Origin of the sequence: Wenyingzhuangia heitensis (genome assembly GCF_011762155.1) — a bacterium.
In the GTDB taxonomy this organism is placed as follows: domain Bacteria; phylum Bacteroidota; class Bacteroidia; order Flavobacteriales; family Flavobacteriaceae; genus Wenyingzhuangia; species Wenyingzhuangia heitensis.
In genome coordinates this window covers 129817-145954 of record NZ_JAASQL010000001.1, presented here as the reverse complement: position 1 = coordinate 145954, position 16138 = coordinate 129817, and the positions used below count along the sequence as shown (strand labels likewise).

The 16138-nt window shown below is 32.8% G+C and carries 13 protein-coding genes; 2 read left to right on the top strand and 11 right to left on the bottom strand.

Annotated features, from left to right (window positions below; all coding sequences use genetic code 11):
- The 5 genes from FHR24_RS00665 to FHR24_RS00645 all read right to left on the bottom strand — a co-directional run bounded on the left by FHR24_RS00665 (position 1) and on the right by FHR24_RS00645 (position 8176).
- Positions 1 to 2196: a PepSY domain-containing protein gene (locus FHR24_RS00665; protein WP_167182387.1), complete on the bottom strand. Its 2196-nt coding sequence runs from the start codon at positions 2194 to 2196 to the stop codon at positions 1 to 3.
- A gap of 8 nt (positions 2197 to 2204) precedes the next feature.
- On the bottom strand, positions 2205 to 2696 hold the full coding sequence (locus FHR24_RS00660; protein WP_167182384.1) for a DUF2271 domain-containing protein: 492 nt from the start codon (positions 2694 to 2696) through the stop codon (positions 2205 to 2207).
- A 16-nt stretch (positions 2697 to 2712) separates the two neighbouring features.
- Positions 2713 to 4215, bottom strand: a complete 1503-nt coding sequence (locus tag FHR24_RS00655; protein ID WP_167182381.1) for an ankyrin repeat domain-containing protein — start codon at positions 4213 to 4215, stop codon at positions 2713 to 2715.
- 84 nt (positions 4216 to 4299) lie between these two features.
- Positions 4300 to 5685 carry a hypothetical protein gene (locus FHR24_RS00650; protein ID WP_208412268.1) on the bottom strand — a complete coding sequence of 462 codons (1386 nt, stop codon included), beginning with the start codon at positions 5683 to 5685 and terminating at the stop codon, positions 4300 to 4302.
- Between the two features lie 16 nt (positions 5686 to 5701).
- Positions 5702 to 8176, bottom strand: coding sequence for a TonB-dependent receptor (locus FHR24_RS00645; protein ID WP_167182378.1), 2475 nt, complete (start codon positions 8174 to 8176; stop codon positions 5702 to 5704).
- Positions 8177 to 8262: 86 nt separating this feature from the next.
- On the opposite strand from FHR24_RS00645, the gene FHR24_RS00640 reads away from it, so the two are divergent.
- Entirely contained in the window at positions 8263 to 9333 is a 1071-nt protein-coding gene (locus tag FHR24_RS00640) for a helix-turn-helix domain-containing protein (RefSeq protein ID WP_167182375.1), read from the top strand.
- A 2-nt stretch (positions 9334 to 9335) separates the two neighbouring features.
- On the opposite strand, the gene FHR24_RS00635 is transcribed toward FHR24_RS00640, so the two are convergent.
- Complete coding sequence (locus FHR24_RS00635; protein ID WP_167182372.1) at positions 9336 to 10205, bottom strand: LysR substrate-binding domain-containing protein; 870 nt, start codon at positions 10203 to 10205, stop codon at positions 9336 to 9338.
- A gap of 107 nt (positions 10206 to 10312) precedes the next feature.
- Here FHR24_RS00635 and FHR24_RS00630 point away from each other — a divergent pair, with 107 nt between their 5' ends.
- Positions 10313 to 10939, top strand: coding sequence for a LysE family translocator (locus FHR24_RS00630; protein WP_167182370.1), 627 nt, complete (start codon positions 10313 to 10315; stop codon positions 10937 to 10939).
- An 83-nt stretch (positions 10940 to 11022) separates the two neighbouring features.
- Here the strand turns inward: FHR24_RS00630 and FHR24_RS00625 are convergent, their stop codons facing one another.
- The 5 genes from FHR24_RS00625 to FHR24_RS00605 form a co-directional block, all read right to left on the bottom strand.
- Entirely contained in the window at positions 11023 to 11925 is a 903-nt protein-coding gene (locus FHR24_RS00625) for an OmpA family protein (RefSeq protein ID WP_167182367.1), read from the bottom strand.
- 140 nt (positions 11926 to 12065) lie between these two features.
- On the bottom strand, positions 12066 to 12626 hold the full coding sequence (locus FHR24_RS00620; RefSeq protein WP_167182364.1) for an OmpA family protein: 561 nt from the start codon (positions 12624 to 12626) through the stop codon (positions 12066 to 12068).
- 91 nt (positions 12627 to 12717) lie between these two features.
- On the bottom strand, positions 12718 to 13707 hold the full coding sequence (locus tag FHR24_RS00615) for a Kelch repeat-containing protein (RefSeq protein WP_167182361.1): 990 nt from the start codon (positions 13705 to 13707) through the stop codon (positions 12718 to 12720).
- Between the two features lie 39 nt (positions 13708 to 13746).
- The gene (gene radA / locus FHR24_RS00610) at positions 13747 to 15102 is read right to left on the bottom strand and encodes a DNA repair protein RadA (RefSeq protein WP_167182358.1); all 1356 of its coding nucleotides are present in this window, start codon (positions 15100 to 15102) and stop codon (positions 13747 to 13749) included.
- A 66-nt stretch (positions 15103 to 15168) separates the two neighbouring features.
- Entirely contained in the window at positions 15169 to 16137 is a 969-nt protein-coding gene (locus FHR24_RS00605) for a lysylphosphatidylglycerol synthase transmembrane domain-containing protein (protein WP_167182354.1), read from the bottom strand.
- Position 16138 lies beyond the last annotated feature (1 nt).

Below are 16138 nucleotides of genomic sequence, written 5' to 3'. Positions count from 1 at the left end.
TTAATAACAATCCGTTAAAATTTGTCCGTTGTTTTTATAAGTTTCAAAAGATGGTAAATGGTGTTTTATACAAATTTTTTCTAACTGAATAAAAACGGCATCACGCATGTTTAAAGATCCACAAAGCATAAAATAACCTCCGTTTTTTAAGTTGTTAGCAATGGTGTTTTCATCTCTAGCCAATAGGTTTTGAACGTAATTGTATTCCGTAACTTCTTTAGAAAAAGCAATATTGCATTGTTGTAAAGTTCCTTTTTGCTGAGCCTTTAAAATACTTGTTTTATACAATTCAAAAGAGGTGTGAGTTCTAGTTCCCCAATACAAACTAAGGTTTGCTTTTGTTGGTTGATGTACCATTCCTAAAAAAGGAGCAATTCCTGTTCCGTTAGCAATTAACGTGACGGTTTTGTTGGTTTTAGGCAAATGGAATTCTTTGTTTTGCTGAATGGTTCCATTAAATTTTGCTCCAGTTTCTAGCTGATGCAAGTAGTTAGAACAAACTCCGTGTGTATGTTTTTTAATACTTAGCAATAGATCACCTTTTGCATTTTTTCCAATAGAATACAGTCTTTCAGAAGATTCGTTGGGAGGAATAATTCCTAGCAAATCACCCGGTAAAAAACGCTTTCTTTTTTGCAAAGCCAAAGTCAACGTAAAAGTTTCATCATAGTTGTCTTTTACCACTTCTTTGTCAATAACTGTAAAGGTGGTTTCTTTTGTTTTTTTAGCTGTTAATTCGGTCGGTAAATCCAATTGAATTCCTAAAGATTGAGACCAGTTTGTAGCCCAGTTTTTAAATTGTTTGTAATTCTGATTGTGAATTAACAAGGGTGCTTCTGCAGGAACATTTATTTGTTGATGTGCTGAGGTTTGTTTAAAAATAGTTTTAGCAAACTCACAGAATTTAGGATAAGAAAAAGATCCAAAACCAATTACATGACAATCAAGAGAATGGTCTATTTGGGTTTGTTGCAATTTGTCTAAAAACAAATGTGCATTGCTAGGCGGTTCTCCTTGTCCGTAGGTGGCAGTTAATACAATTAACTGCTCTATGTTTGGGTAGTTTTGATAATTGTTTAAATCATCTAAAAACACTTTTTGATTCGCTTTTAATAAAGACAGTAACAGCGTTTTGGCCAATCTTTTGGTGCTTCCATTTTCGGAACCTATCAAAATAACAATGTTTGCTTGGTTGGCAGTAAATTTGTTCTTTATTTTAGAACGCAATCTTTGTATTGAAATAACGGTTCCTGAGTACATAAAATATAGAATTGCCAAAGAACTGATTAGTAAAACAAGTGACCAAAGAATACTTCCTGTTCCGGTGTGTAGGTTAAAACTTAAAACCGACATAATTTGTATAAAAGGAAAAACAGTAGTTCTTACAATAGCTCCTGTTTTTTGATGAATTTGTACTTCTTTATCATGTAATGTTAAGGTAAAATAATCTTCTGCATCCGTAGAAAAAGGAAATTCTAATTTCTGAACATCTTTAAGTGTGGTGTTTTTAAAAATAGGAAACTCGGCAAACGGAATTTGGTTTTTTAAGGTGTTTTCATTCACGATTTCAGTATTATTTTTAGGCAACAAAGAAAATCTGTCCATAGACAAATAGGTTCCCGTAAAAGCAATAATGATGATAGGAATTAACAACAATCTACCCAAAGCAACGTGGTTGTATTGTATAGATTTATCGTTGATAATTTTAGAGAAAAATAGAATAAAACCTCCTTGTCTTTTAATGGCTAATAGCAAACCTGTGATGGCTATTAAACACAATAAAAAGGAAGTGATTCCTACAAAAAACCTTCCTGGAGTTTTTAAAAATAAAGAGCGATGAAAATCGGTAATAAACTCAAAAAAAGCATTGGGTTTAGGGATGTTGGCCAATTTAGCTCCATTGGTAGGATTGATGTAAAACTGTCCATCCAATTCCGATTCCATGCTAAAAACACTGGCTTTTACAAAATAGTTTTTGTCTACCTCTAGATCTAAAACTTCTTCATATTTGGTTTTTAAACTGTCTACCAAGTCTGCCAATACTACATTTTCTGTCTGCTCAACTTTAAAAGGTTGCAGTTTGTTCTGTATAGGTTTAAAGGCCAAAATAGCCCCCGTAATGGCAGCTAATAGTAAAAATAAAGAAGAAGATACAGTCAAGTAAAAATGACTGTACCTCCATATTTTGTGAAGCATGTGCTAAATTAGTTAGGGATAATTCTTACGTAACGAATGTATCCTGTTCCTTCGTATTTGTTTTTAAGATTTTTAGTGTTTAATATAACCTCTAAATCTTTTAAATGATGATCTTGGTGTTCTACAGCAGTTTCAAATCTTAATTTGTTCCCGTTGTTTACATCACTTTTAGCAACATTTAGTACAAAAATAGAACGCTCTCCACCAGCAATTGTTGCTCCGGTAATAGCATCTGTTTCTGGTTGTTTTGCTTTTTCAAAAAACGACCACCATTTTGGTAAATCTGGGTACCATTTTTCGTCATCACCTAAAATTTGTAGGGTTTTAATGTAGTTGTCATCCTTATCAACTATAGAGACAATCACATAAGCACCTTCCCCTTCATAATTTTTTAGCTGAACCATACACTTATATTTTTCTGTAGGTTCTGCATTTTGCAAAGTAGTAAATGCCATTAACGATAGGCAAATTACTAAGAATGTATATTTAAAAAGTTTCATAAAATTTTAAATTAAATTATTTTAAAAAGGCAATGTCAGCATTTTTCAGCAATTCGTTTTCTTTTGCCAAATCGTATACACTTTCGTCAAAATCTGTTTTTATAGATTTATCAGCACCTTTGTGTAGTAACATTTGTAACATTTTAACATCTTTTGCTTTCATAGCTGCAATGTGTAAAGGTGTTAAACCATCACTGTTTTTTTGGTTGATATCGATTCCTAATTCCATTGCTTTCTGAATTAGTTTTCTTTCCCCTTTTTCTATAGCAACGTGTAACAATGTTGTGTTTTTAGAAGCGTTTTTAGAAGAAACCTTTGCACTTTCTAAAGCCGTAGCAAAAGCATCAAATCCTTTAGCGCTTCTTCTGTTGTAAGCATTAAATAGGTGATAGAATAAGTTATTTCCATCAGCATCTACAACATTTACATTTGCTCCTTTTTCTTTTAAAGTATTAAAAAGAGCTACGTTTACGCGTTGTGTAGCAAGGGTAATAGCTGTAAAACCTTCTTTGTTTTTGTGGTTGATGTCTTTTATATTAGGTAATAATTGTTGTACCACGACTTTATTATTTCCTTGTACTGCATTTAAAAATGGAGTGTTTCCGTTTTCATCTTTTTGGTCTGGGTTAACTCCTTTTTTGATGAAATACGTTACCACAGCAGCATCTTTAGTACCTCTAGCGATGTAATGCAATGCGTTTTGTCCTTTTTTATTCACTAAGGTGAAATCTAACCCTAAAGAATTAAAATACTGATATACTTCTAAAGAGTTGCTGTAACCTCTTGCTCCATGACTTGCAAAAAGCACCATGTTTTCTCCTTCAGTATTTGTTTTTTTGTAGTCAAATCCTTTAGCAATGTATTTCTTCATCAACTCTAAATTACCACGTTGTGCAGCATAAAATAACAAATTGTTTCCTTGTTTGTCTGTAGCCTTAATGTCTAATCCTTTTTGCTCAAAGTAGTTTAAAATTTTACCATCTTTACTATGTGCTGCTAATAATAAAATAGCATTGGCACCAGCTCGGTTGGTTTCTTTTAAATCAATTCCGTTAGCAGCCATTAAGTCGTAAATTTCTGTGTTTTCGTGACCTGCATTTACTGTAAATGTAAACCAGTTAAAACCGTGGCTTCCTACTACTTTGGTATCTGCTCCTTTGCTAAGTAATAATTTCATTACCTCAATATCTCCAGCGTATCCAGACCACATTAAATAGCTTCTGTTATCGTGTGTAGACTTGTTTACATTGTTACCTGGTAAAGATAATATGTAAGCAATTGTTTCTACAGGAGCTTTGGCCATAATAGCAAAAGTAAGGGCATCAAAAGCTGCTCTGTTTTGCTTAACTGCATCGTTTCCTTCTTTAATTTTTTGTTTTACGGTTGCTACATCTGGCTGAGTTTGCCAAAAAGAACGATCGTGAAAAATATTGCTATTCCCTTGCTGTGGTCTTTGCGGTCTTTGTGCAAAAGTTAACAAAGGAAGTGCAAGCATTAAAAGCGTGATTATTTTTTTCATTTGGATGTTTTATTGGGAAGTCCCTTTCTAAAATTTGAATTTAGAAAGGGACTTAAAATTATTTTATGAAATAATATTTAAGACTTAGTATGCTCCTAAGTAGTAACTACCAGAAATAGTTTTTAACGTAGCACCTTTGCTAATTTCTTTAGTTAAAGTGTTGATAACATATATATTACCTTCTTTACCTGAAGGAGTTAATGGAACATAAGCATTGTCCCCAACCAAACCAATGTATTGGAATTGACCCAATGTAGCTTCTAAATCAGCATCAGTCTCAACATCTGTAGCTAGTTTAACAGAATTTGAAGGGTTATTTAAATCAATTAAGGCAAGGTATCCACCTCTAATATCTGATACCTCGTCATCAAACACATACAAAACAACACCTATTCCATCCTTAACATATCTCCAAGCTTTAATTTGCGCTCCAGTAACACCAATTGCATCGTTTAAGTCAAAGTGGTAGCTTTGGTCATAGTCGTTAGTAGCACTACTAATACGTAAAATATCAGCACCCGATGTAGCTGTAGCTTGATATACATGACCATCTGTACCTACATATTGTGTCATGGTACGGTAAGAGTTGTTTACTTCTGTTGAATTGGTAGAAGTAATCACTGTAGGGTTTTTTAATGAAGGATAATCTAAAACTAAAGTTTTTGTACCATCAATTTCTCCATATGGCCATACAGGGATACCATCCTCATCTAAAGTAGGAGTTGCAGTAACATCATATTTTCTAGTTCTACACCCAATAAAAAGTTTAGTTTTTGCTTCGTTTAAAATAGGTACATCTACACGTCCTACATTGTAACCAGCTGCTCTTTCTTCATCTGTCCAAGGAAAATCAAATATAGCGGTATTTATAATTGCTGTTTGGTCTAAGTCTAAATCAGCTATTTTTATTTCACTATCTGCACTTAAGAATGTATAGTTTCCATTTTCTTCTTCGTAGTCTACGTCATTTGAGCTTGCATAAACACCAATACCAGTACCTTCTGCTGCTTTCATCCAACGAGGGGCAGTACCTAAAATTGCAGCTGTGTTTAGTTCGTAACCAACTTCTTCAAAGTTACCTCCTTCACCAACTTCGTATTTGTTAAACACACCACCTTCTGTACCCGTATATTGTATGTTGTATAAGTATTTACCATCTGCAGAAGCTTGTACACGAGCAGTACGGCTAGATTTTAAACCAATACCTTCTACAAATGCTCCATTTTCATATTTTAAAAGGTCTACAACATAATTAGGATCTTCTGCATTTTCTACAGTAATACCGTATGCACGAGTCCCTCCATTACCTCCGGTTCCATCATCATCTGGGAATGATGCTGTTAAGGTGATGTAACGTGTTTCATCAATTGGGTCTACAATAGGATCTTCAGTTATGCTATTATCGTCATCACAGCTCCCTAAAGCTAAAAAGATGCTTAATAATCCTATTTTAAATAGATTTTTTTTCATGATTTTAATTATTTAATTATAAAATTTTATTGATTGTGTAATTTAGTTTGAAGTAGATTCCTCTACCAGGTTTTTGTATTCTGAAGTTGTCGTAGAGTTCAGCATTAAATATGTTTTTAACATCTAGGCTTGCTACTAATTTTTTAGAAGGAAAACGATAACTCAATCCTATGTCATGTGATAATTGACTAGGAGTTTTTGACCAATCTGGTTGTCCCCATACAGTGTAATACTCACCAACATAACCCATGGTGTAATATGTGTTTAATATGGATTTTTTTTGGAATAGATTGTTGAATCTATACTGTATGTTTGCATTGATTGTAAAAAAAGGTTCATTGGGTACTTGAAAATTATATAAAGAGTGCGGATTACCATTTTCATCGAACTCTTGTTTAAATACATTGTTAAATTTTGAGAAATTAAAAGAGGTGTTTAGTCTGTTGTTATAGATGTATGTAATTTCTGCTTCATAACCTTTTGCTTGTGTTTCCCCAAGATTTACGTATCTAGTTACTTCTATATCGGCTTCTGTCTCTTCTTCAATTAGTGATGCATCAACGGCTTCTTGTTTAATTTTATCGTGTCCATTACGCCAAAAAAGATTCGCATAAACAGATATCTTATGTTTGTTAAATTGTAATGTTTTTAAACGAAATCCTAAATTGTAGTTGATATTGTATTCAGGTTTTAATTGAGTGTTTTCTAAAATATTTTGTTCAGGAGCTCCATACAATTGGTTATCTGTAGGTGATACATATGCTTTTTCTGTAGAAGTTATTACATATAAATTAGGAATAACATTATAAGATAATGTGGCACCGTAACCAAAGTTAGAGTTGCTTGAAGTAGTATCTGTTTTTTCAATTGAGTTGATACCGTCTGTAGTTTCAATTCCGTATTCTGTTTTACTTGTATGATTATAGGTGTGTTTACCCAACAAGTTAGTCAGTAATTTCTTGTTAAAAGTTTCTGCTTCATAATTCACAGAAACTATATTCTGAGAGATTGTACTAGTTGTAGCGTATTCTGTAATGGTTGAATTTAATAGATCTTCATTATTTCTATCTGTTGCTTCGAACTTATGATTTAAAGAAACTCTATGTCCATCCGTTATCATGTAACCTAAGTTAGAACGCATGTTTGTGATCTTTCTGTCGGTATTTGTAATGGTTTTCTCTCCTTGCTGTCCACCATTAAGAGTTTCTAGAATTACTCTTTCTCCTTCTTGAATGATTTCTCTAGGTTTACCGTCCCAATTATAGGCAATTCCAATAGTATCTTGTAAATAGGTGCTACGATAACTTCTAGCAGCATTAACTTTAAGTGATAGATTTTTGGTTAGAAAATCATTTTTACTATAATTAAGCAATAATACGTGAGCTTCAGCTTCACTAAATCTACCCACATAAGGTACAGCCATGGTTACACCATGAGGTATTTCTCTGTAGTTGCTAGAACCATTGTATCCTATAAAAAATTGATCTGCCCATTTCTTATCTGTAAATCCAACTTCAAAACGTCCTCCTAATGCTTTGTATGTATTGTTAAAACGTTTAGCTCGATAGGGTTTGATAATTTGTCCTAGGTAGTTTACATATGTTGTAGACTCACCCCAAGTTTCATAACTGTTATCTGTATAAGTATAAAAAGCAGAACCTCTAAAAGCAAGTCCTGTATTTTTATCGCGAAGCATTACTCCAATATCTGATTGTGATGTGTTAAATGATCCATAAGATGAGGCTAGGTTAATACTGTTTTGAGATACATCTTTTTTTAATACTACGTTGATAGCTCCTCCAGCATAATCACCTGTAAGGTGAGATGGTAATACGCCTTTATACACTTCTATGCGTTCAATCATAGAAGTAGGTATATTGTTTAAGTTAAAAGATTGACCGTATGTTGAAATTTCTAAACCATCTAAAAATATTCCAACAGCACTTCCAGACATACCATTAAGGTTGTATTCTACACTAGAACCTAGTCCTCCATTTTGTCTGATTCGTACTCCAACAGATCTGTCCAATAGCTCATTGGTTGTTAAGTTTCTTAAACTAGCTTCTTTGGTTTCTATAACGTTAACGGCAAAGCCTTCTGTTTCAATTTTAGTTTTTTTTGTTTTACCTACTAAGTTTACTTTCTGCAAAGATTCTGAACTTTCTTTTAAAGAGAAGTGGCAATTTATTTTTTGAGATCTTATGTCTTTGCTAACAAAAATTTCTTTTTTTTCTGGAGAAAAACCTAAATAAGATGCTTGTACAATGTGTTTTCCTTCTGATATGTCGTGAATAAAATATTCTCCTTTATCATTCGCTACGGTAGCATATTTGTTATCGTCTACTAAAATAGTAGCTCCCATTAAAGGCTCACCGTTATTGTTAGCAATTGTACCTACCAATATCTGGTGTTTACCATGGTGCTTATGGTGGTTTCTTTGTGCAATAGCCACGCAGTTAACAAAAAGTATAAATAATAGGATTTTTTTCATCTCCGTAGGAGTTTCTTATTTAGATTTGATAAAAATAAATTACTTTTGCAAAAGTACCTTGTGTTTAACTAGTCTAGATAACGCAAATGGAAATTATTATAACGCAAAAAGAATTAATGAGAATCGTTTTAAATAGTAAAGTCGTTGGAGAAGAGGATCGAGTCATTGTTTTTAACAAAAACATGGAGGTTTTTAAGCTAGAGGAGTACAATAATATGGTGGACGATCGTACTGTTTATGGAGTCTTTCAAGATATTCAGTTGAATAAACTATGTATGTTGTCTCATGAGCTAGAAACAAAAGAAAACTATGTTTTTAAAGTGTCTCAAGACTTTCCTTTGTTTAAATTACATTTTCAGTTAGAGGGGAATGTAACTTGTACTACCGATATAAAAAGAGGTGATGTTATAGAATTTTTAAAAGGAACTTATAATTTAATCTACGTGCCCAGTTCTAACACAAGCTATGTTTACAGTCCAGGTCGTGTAAATTCTCTAGAGATTTATTTTGCCGAAACCTTTTTGCAAAATAATATGGGCTATTGTTTTACAGGGAAATCTGCAGAATTAACAAAGGCTAAAAAAGAACAGCTTCCTTATGTTTTTTTAGAAGAAGGTTATTTGATTAACGAACAAATTTTAGGAATTTTAAAAGACATCTCTAATTGTGTGTTTGAAGGAACCATGAAAAAAGCTTTTTTGGAAGCTAAAATTACAGAGCTGTTGTTAATTGCCTTAACCAATAAGGAAACCAAGGTGGTTGATGAATTAATTAGCGAATTTGATACTGTAAATTTAACTACGGTAGAAAATCACATCAAACAAAATTTAAAAAAGGAGTTAACCATTCCAGATTTGTCTGTAATAGCAGGGATGAATACCTCTAAGTTTAAAAAGTGCTTTAAGCAGATTTATGGGAGTACAGTTTTTAAATACATAACTGCTTTAAGAATAGAAAAAGCCAAAGAGCTTATTCAGAAAGAAAATTATACCATTTCTCAAGCTTCTTATGAGGTTGGATATAAAAATCCACAACATTTTACAGTAGCATTTAAAAAGAAGTTGGGGTATTTACCAAGTCAGTTAAAAAAAGGATTACAGCAAATAGTAGGTTTTGGGTTGTTGAATGATTTTTTAATATTTGTTATAGAAATATAAAATTAAAAATTAGGATTGTTTAGGTTTTTTGCAAAATCTATAATCTTGGGAATCACTTTGTTTTCTTCGTTTTTTCTCCAATGTACATAAAGGTTGGTTTCTACTTCTAAAGGAACAAAGTATACGTTTTTGGTATTGGCAAATTTATAGGATAGTGGTAGTATAGAAATCCCTAAGCCTTTAGATACTAAATTTAAAATCATACCTCCAAAATCTGACTCTATTGTTCTCTTGGGTTCAAAATCATATTCATTAAAAATAGTTCTTAAAAGTGCAGCTATTGATGTAGTTCTATGCAAACCAGAAATTATAAAGTTTTCGTTTTGCAGTTCACGAATGTCATGTGGTAATTTTTTACTTTCAGGAAGTACCAGACAAACAGGTTCTGAATATAACTTTAAGGAATGGATACTATTATTCTTTATAGGGTCTCTATTAAAAGAAATATCGGTTTCGTAATTTAAAAGTAACTTTTGATGATTTTCATCTATAGGTTCTGTTAGTTCTAATTTTAGATCTGGGAGTTTTGTATTGATGATTTCTAAAAAATCGGGTAAAAAACTAAAGGCAATAGAACCTGGATAGGTAATGGAGATGGTGCCTGTTTTTCCTTCGTCAATTTTTTTAGCTTGCCTGTGAATTTGATCCAATTCACTCATAACATTTGTCCATTGTTCTTTTAAAAACTTGCCAGCATCTGTTAGTTTTACATTCCTTTTATTTCTCTTAAATAGCTGAATGCCGATTTCATCTTCAAGTGCTTGAATTTGCCTGCTTAAAGCCGATTGTGATATAGATACTTTTTCAGAAGTTTTCCAAAAGTGCAATTCATTGGCAAGTGTTAAAAAATATTTTATTTGTTGAGTTGTCATGTTTAATGCATTTTTCACATTAGTTAATCAAAAATATGTATTTTTTAAAGAGTACTAAAGCTTTTCCTTTGTCCTGAAATTTAGAAATAACCTTTAAAAATAGAATTATGGGAATTGAAAATTTTATTACTTTTTTAATAGCAACTTTAGTGTTTGTAATTACTCCAGGGATTGACACCATATTTGTATTAAACAAATCAATTGGTTTGGGGAAAAAATCTGGGTTTTATGGAGCTTTAGGAGTGAATACAGGTGTATTAGTACATACGTTATTGGCTGCCTTAGGTTTGTCTGTGTTACTAGCCAAGTCTGCCGTTGCCTTTGCAGTTGTAAAATACTTAGGAGCTTTTTATTTAATTTATTTAGGTTTTTTTAAGCTGAAAAAAAAAGAGGGTATTGCTTTGATTCATGAATATATAGGACCTACAACGACTAAAAAAGATTTTTTATCAGGATTTGTTACCAATTTATTAAATCCAAAAGTTGCATTATTCTTTTTAGCGTTTTTTCCTCAATTTGTTCAAAAAGATCAAATAGAAAACCCTGTCCCATTTCTTTTACTGGGGTTTACTTATGCTATTTTTGGAATTGTCTGGGCAATGATTTTAATTTTTTTCGCAACATTTTTTTCTGATAAATTTAAAAAGAATCCTAAAATAAACACGCGTTTGGGAAAACTAACGGGTTTGGTGTTTGTGACTATGGGGATTAAAATAGCATTGACTAAAAGTTAAGCGGTGTTTACTGCTTTTAGAAAAAAAATAGAGGCAACAAATTATTTGTTGCCTCTATTATAAAGTATTTAAAATGCAATTGATTAGTGCTGAGCAGTAATTATTACACGTCTGTTTTCAGCTCTACCTGTTCTTGTATTGTTAGGTGCAATAGGATCTTCTTCTCCATGCCCCTTAGATATTAATCTACTTTCTTTAATTCCATGAGTAGCTAAATAGTCTAAAACAGCTTTTGCTCTTTTTTCTGATAATTCAAGATTTTTAGTTTCATCTCCCACAGAATCAGTATATCCATCAACAGTAAACTCTACAGTATCAAATTCTTTCATTACTTCAGCAATTTTATCTAAAGTAGTACTCACTCCAGGTTTAAAACTAGATTTTCCAGTATTAAACTGAATTGTTTTTGCGTATTTACCTAAAGTTGCTATTGCTTCTTTACTTAATTCAGGACATCCGTGGTGTGCTTTCGTACCTACCACTGTTGGGCATTCGTCTTCAGAATCTGCTACTCCATCTTTGTCAGCATCAGGACATCCGTTTAGAGAACCAGCTACTTTAGGACATTTGTCTTTAGAATCTATGACTCCGTCCTTGTCAGTATCAGGGCATCCATTTAGAGAACCTGCCACTTTAGGACATTTGTCTTTAGAATCTGCTACTCCATCTTTATCAGCATCAGGGCATCCGTTAAGTTTACCAGCAATTTTAGGACATTTGTCTTTAGAATCAATAACTCCGTCATTATCAGTATCAGGACATCCGTTTAAGGTACCGGCTTCAGTTGGGCATTTATCTTCAGCATCTACAATACCATCTCCATCTTGATCTAAACAAATTGTTGCCGAAGCAGACGTGGTGCTTACGGAAACTTTGTTCTGTGTGATTACGCTAATTCCAGCACTATCTACAACATTGCTACATAGTGATTGTGCAAAGGATGTTGTCGAAATTAAAACGGTTAATAATAGTAATTTAGTTTTCATGTTAATTTAAATTTAGGTTAGAATGTGTAAAATAATACAAATCAGTAAGATAACCATCTATTTAGGATAGTAAATTAAAAAAATAAGGTCAAGTTTTAAAACTTGACCTTATTTTTAATATTATTTATAAAATAGAAGTATTATTTTTTAAGAAATACTTTAAATTCTACTCTTCTGTTTTTAGCTTTTCCTTTTTCAGTATTGTTGGTCGCTATAGGGTTTTCTTCACCATAACCATTGGTTGTAATTCTGTCGGCATCAATTCCATCAACTTTTACCAAATGTTGTTTTGCAGCCTCGGCTCTTTCGTGTGACAATTTATGATTGTATTCAGAAGATCCTGTGTTGTCTGTATAACCATTAATTGTTAACATAAAATCTTCATGGGTTTTTAGTAAAGTAGAAACGTCATGTAGTTTTGTGTAAGATTTAGGTAATAATTCATCACTATTAGTCTTAAATTTTACACCTCTAAGAGCTTTGTTTAAAATGTTAATCTCATAAGGCTTTAGTTTTGGCTCTACCATGGCTACTACTAATAGAGGAGTTTGATCACAATCTCCATTTGCTGCTTTGGTAACTACACAATTTCCGTTAGAAGTTACTATGTTGGTACTTTCACTGTCAATAACATTACAGCAATCCTGAGCATAGGTTAAAGACGAGATTGAAATGGCTAAAAAGGTGAATAAAATTTTCATAGAATTTATTTAATTAATGATACCCTAAAAGTACAGTGGCTTTGTTTTTAATAGATTGATTTAAAACAATTTGAGGATTGATTTTTAACAGTTATTCAATTTTAAAGACTTCAATAGATTTTAATTCGGGGCTACCTCCACGGTTTCCACTACCAGATGCGGTATAAACTTTATCTTTATATAAAATGAGTTGAGACCCGTGTCTTCCTCTATTTAAGGGTTTTAAAGTGCTCCATGCTTTGGTTTTGGTATCGTAACATTCTACCTCGCTATGAGCATTTTTTTGATGAATGCTTTCACCTCCAGCAAAAAGGATTGTATTACCATAGGCTATAGCCATACACCCTGCTCTTTGTGTGGGTACAGGTTGTTGTAGGGTAGACCATGTATTTGTTTTAAAATCAAAAACATCTACTTCTGGAACAGTAAGGTGAAACACTTTTTTAATTTTCCCAGAACTTCTTCTTCCTCCAATTAGATAGAGTTTGTTATCAATAATTACAGAAGCAGCATGGTCTCTTGCTCTAGGAGCATTGGGTAATTTTGTCCATTTTTTGGTTTTAAAATCATAAACATCAAACCAATTTACGTGTCCATCCCAGTGACCGTCTATAATTCCACAAATCATATACAATTTGTTCTTGTGTATTTTTACCATGGCAGAACCACGTCTTCTGTCTTTTGGAATTTCAAATTCTTGAGTCCATTTGTCTCTTTTGGTATTGTAAACATATGCGTTTGGAACAGGAGTTTCGTGCGGGTAGCGACCTGTAAATGCTCCAACTACCAATATGTTGTTTTTGTAAGATATTCCTTCAAAATGATGAAGTTCTATAGGTGGTTTAGATCCTTGAGTCCAAACATTATTTTTGGGATTAAAAATAGAAACGGGTCTAATACCACGTCCTCCGCATAAATAGAATTTTCCTTTGGCTTCTATAAACGCAGCCTCGTGTCTTTGCACAGGTTGATCTGTGGTTTTTATAGTGTGCCAAGAGCAATCTTCTAAATACTGTGCACTAAGTTGTACATTGTTTAAAAAGAAAACTAAGGTAAATGCTAGTAGTTTTAAGAGTTTCATAAGAAAAGTAAGTTTTAAGAAAAATAAGGAATATTTTTCTTAAAATAACAAACCAACTAAATCTTCAATTGTAGAAATTTTAATAACCTCTATATTGCTTTCTTTTTGTGAGACTTTACAGAATTTGGAGACAAATATTTTTTCGAAACCTAATTTTTCTGCTTCGCTAATGCGTTGTTCTACCCGATTTACGGGTCTAATTTCACCTGCCAAACCAACTTCAGCAGCAAAGGAATAATTTTGCGGAATGGGTTCATCTTCGTTGCTAGATAATACAGCTACAACAACCGCTAAATCTATGGCAGGATCGTCTACGGCAATACCTCCTGTAATATTTAAAAAAACATCTTTAGCTCCTAATCTAAAACCAGCTCTTTTTTCTAAAACGGCTAAAATCATGTTTAAACGTTTTAGGTTGTAACCTGTGGCAGAACGTTGTGGGGTTCCATAAACAGCAGTGCTTACTAAGGCTTGCACTTCTATCATTAAAGGTCGCATTCCTTCTAAAGTTGCAGCAATGGCTGTTCCGCTTAAATCACCATCTTTTTTAGAAATTAATATTTCTGATGGGTTTTTAACCTCACGTAAACCTCCGCTACGCATTTCAAAAATCCCTAATTCTTGGGTAGATCCAAAACGGTTTTTTAAAGCTCTTAAAATTCGGTAGCTATGGTTTCTGTCTCCTTCAAATTGCAAAACTACATCTACCATGTGTTCTAAAATTTTAGGACCTGCAATGCTACCTTCTTTATTAATGTGACCAATTACCAAAACAGGAGTGTTGGTTTCTTTGGCAAATTTAATCAGCTCCGTAGTGGTTTCTTTTATTTGAGAAATAGAACCTGCAGAACTTTCTACATAATCTGTATGTAGGGTTTGTATAGAATCAATCACCAAAATTTCTGGCTGTTCTATTTGTATGGCTTTGAATATTTTTTGAGTATTGGTTTCGGTTAAAATCAAACAATCTTCGTTTAGATTTTGTACGCGTTCTGCTCTTAATTTTATTTGTGTTTGACTTTCTTCTCCAGAAACATACAGCACTTTGTATTTCATGCTTAATGCTACCTGCAACATTAAGGTAGATTTACCAATACCTGGTTCTCCACCTAATAAGATTATAGAACCCGGTACAATTCCGCCACCTAAAACGTTGTTTAGTTCGTTACTAACCGCGTTGTAACGTATTTCATTCTGAACCTGAATATCTTTTACCTTTAGGGGTAAGTTGGCTTTTTTGGGAGCGTTTTCTAATTTCCAATCGGCTTTTTCTTCTTTGGCAATTACTTCTTCTACAATAGTGTTCCATTCTTTACAGGTACCACATTGTCCCATCCATTTAGAATGTTGGGTTCCACAATTTTGACAAAAGTATGCTGTTTTAGTTTTGGCCATAATGTAATTTGCAAGGAATTATAAATGTAAATTCTTGTAGGCAAATTAACAACACTTGTGTGTGGTTTATCTGCTCTTATTTAAAATAGGTAATAATAAAAAAGAAAGACCTCCTAAAACCAAGACTAATATAGTTTGAGATGTCCAGGCAATCCATCCAAAACTAGCTCCAATGGTTTCTGGAATTGCATATATTAATAAAGCTTGTTGTATTACATAAGGATAGGCTCCAATTCCGCCATTGGTAGTAGCAAAACTAAATGTTCCCATGATAAAACATATTAAAATAGCATCTAACCCTAAATGGCTAGTTTCTGGAAATGCATAAATAACCACATACAGCATTAGTACGTATAAAAACCATATTAAAAAAGTGTAGAATATATATGCCCATTTTTTTTCCATGGTAAAAAGCGTTTTAATACCTTCTATTAGACCTGTAACAAATTCTCTTATTTTTATAAAAAAAGGTTTTGTAGATTTTTTGATGGCATTAAAAATAACATAAGCGATTCCTAGTAAAACTAAGCCAATAGTACCAATTAGAATAGGGTTGGGAGGAATTCTGTCAATAATCAATTCTTTAATTAATTCGTATTGAGCAAAAAAGGCAAGAATGATTAAGAGTAAATAAACCACCATATCGGCTAATCTTTCTGCGACAATGGTTCCAAAAGCTTTGTCAAAAGGAACATCTTCATATTGATTAATAGTAGCAGCTCTACTAAACTCTCCAGCTCTAGGGATTCCTAAATTGACCAAATAGGCTACAAAAACAGCCATGGCATTATTGTAAAATTTAGGTTGATATCCTAAAGGTTTTAACATGTATTTCCAGCGGTGTGCTCTACAAACATGACTTAAAAAACCTAAAAATATAGAAAGACCCACCCACCAATAATTGGCATTGTAAAAAGAGATTTTTATTTCGTTTAATTCTTCTTGGGTGAATTTAGAAAGTGATAACCAAATTAAAAACGCACCCAATAAAAGAGGGAGTACTGTTTTTAATGTTTTTTTTGTGTTAGCTTTCAAT

Coding starts and splice junctions, on each gene's coding strand:
- FHR24_RS00630 (WP_167182370.1), top strand. CDS start 10,313: ATGGGAATTGAAAATTTTATTACTTTTTTAATAGCAACTTTAGTGTTT.
- FHR24_RS00665 (WP_167182387.1), bottom strand. CDS start 2,196: ATGCTTCACAAAATATGGAGGTACAGTCATTTTTACTTGACTGTATCT.
- FHR24_RS00640 (WP_167182375.1), top strand. CDS start 8,263: ATGGAAATTATTATAACGCAAAAAGAATTAATGAGAATCGTTTTAAAT.
- FHR24_RS00650 (WP_208412268.1), bottom strand. CDS start 5,685: ATGAAAAAAAATCTATTTAAAATAGGATTATTAAGCATCTTTTTAGCT.
- FHR24_RS00615 (WP_167182361.1), bottom strand. CDS start 13,707: ATGAAACTCTTAAAACTACTAGCATTTACCTTAGTTTTCTTTTTAAAC.
- FHR24_RS00625 (WP_167182367.1), bottom strand. CDS start 11,925: ATGAAAACTAAATTACTATTATTAACCGTTTTAATTTCGACAACATCC.
- FHR24_RS00635 (WP_167182372.1), bottom strand. CDS start 10,205: ATGACAACTCAACAAATAAAATATTTTTTAACACTTGCCAATGAATTG.
- FHR24_RS00645 (WP_167182378.1), bottom strand. CDS start 8,176: ATGAAAAAAATCCTATTATTTATACTTTTTGTTAACTGCGTGGCTATT.
- FHR24_RS00620 (WP_167182364.1), bottom strand. CDS start 12,626: ATGAAAATTTTATTCACCTTTTTAGCCATTTCAATCTCGTCTTTAACC.
- FHR24_RS00660 (WP_167182384.1), bottom strand. CDS start 2,696: ATGAAACTTTTTAAATATACATTCTTAGTAATTTGCCTATCGTTAATG.
- radA (WP_167182358.1), bottom strand. CDS start 15,102: ATGGCCAAAACTAAAACAGCATACTTTTGTCAAAATTGTGGAACCCAA.
- FHR24_RS00655 (WP_167182381.1), bottom strand. CDS start 4,215: ATGAAAAAAATAATCACGCTTTTAATGCTTGCACTTCCTTTGTTAACT.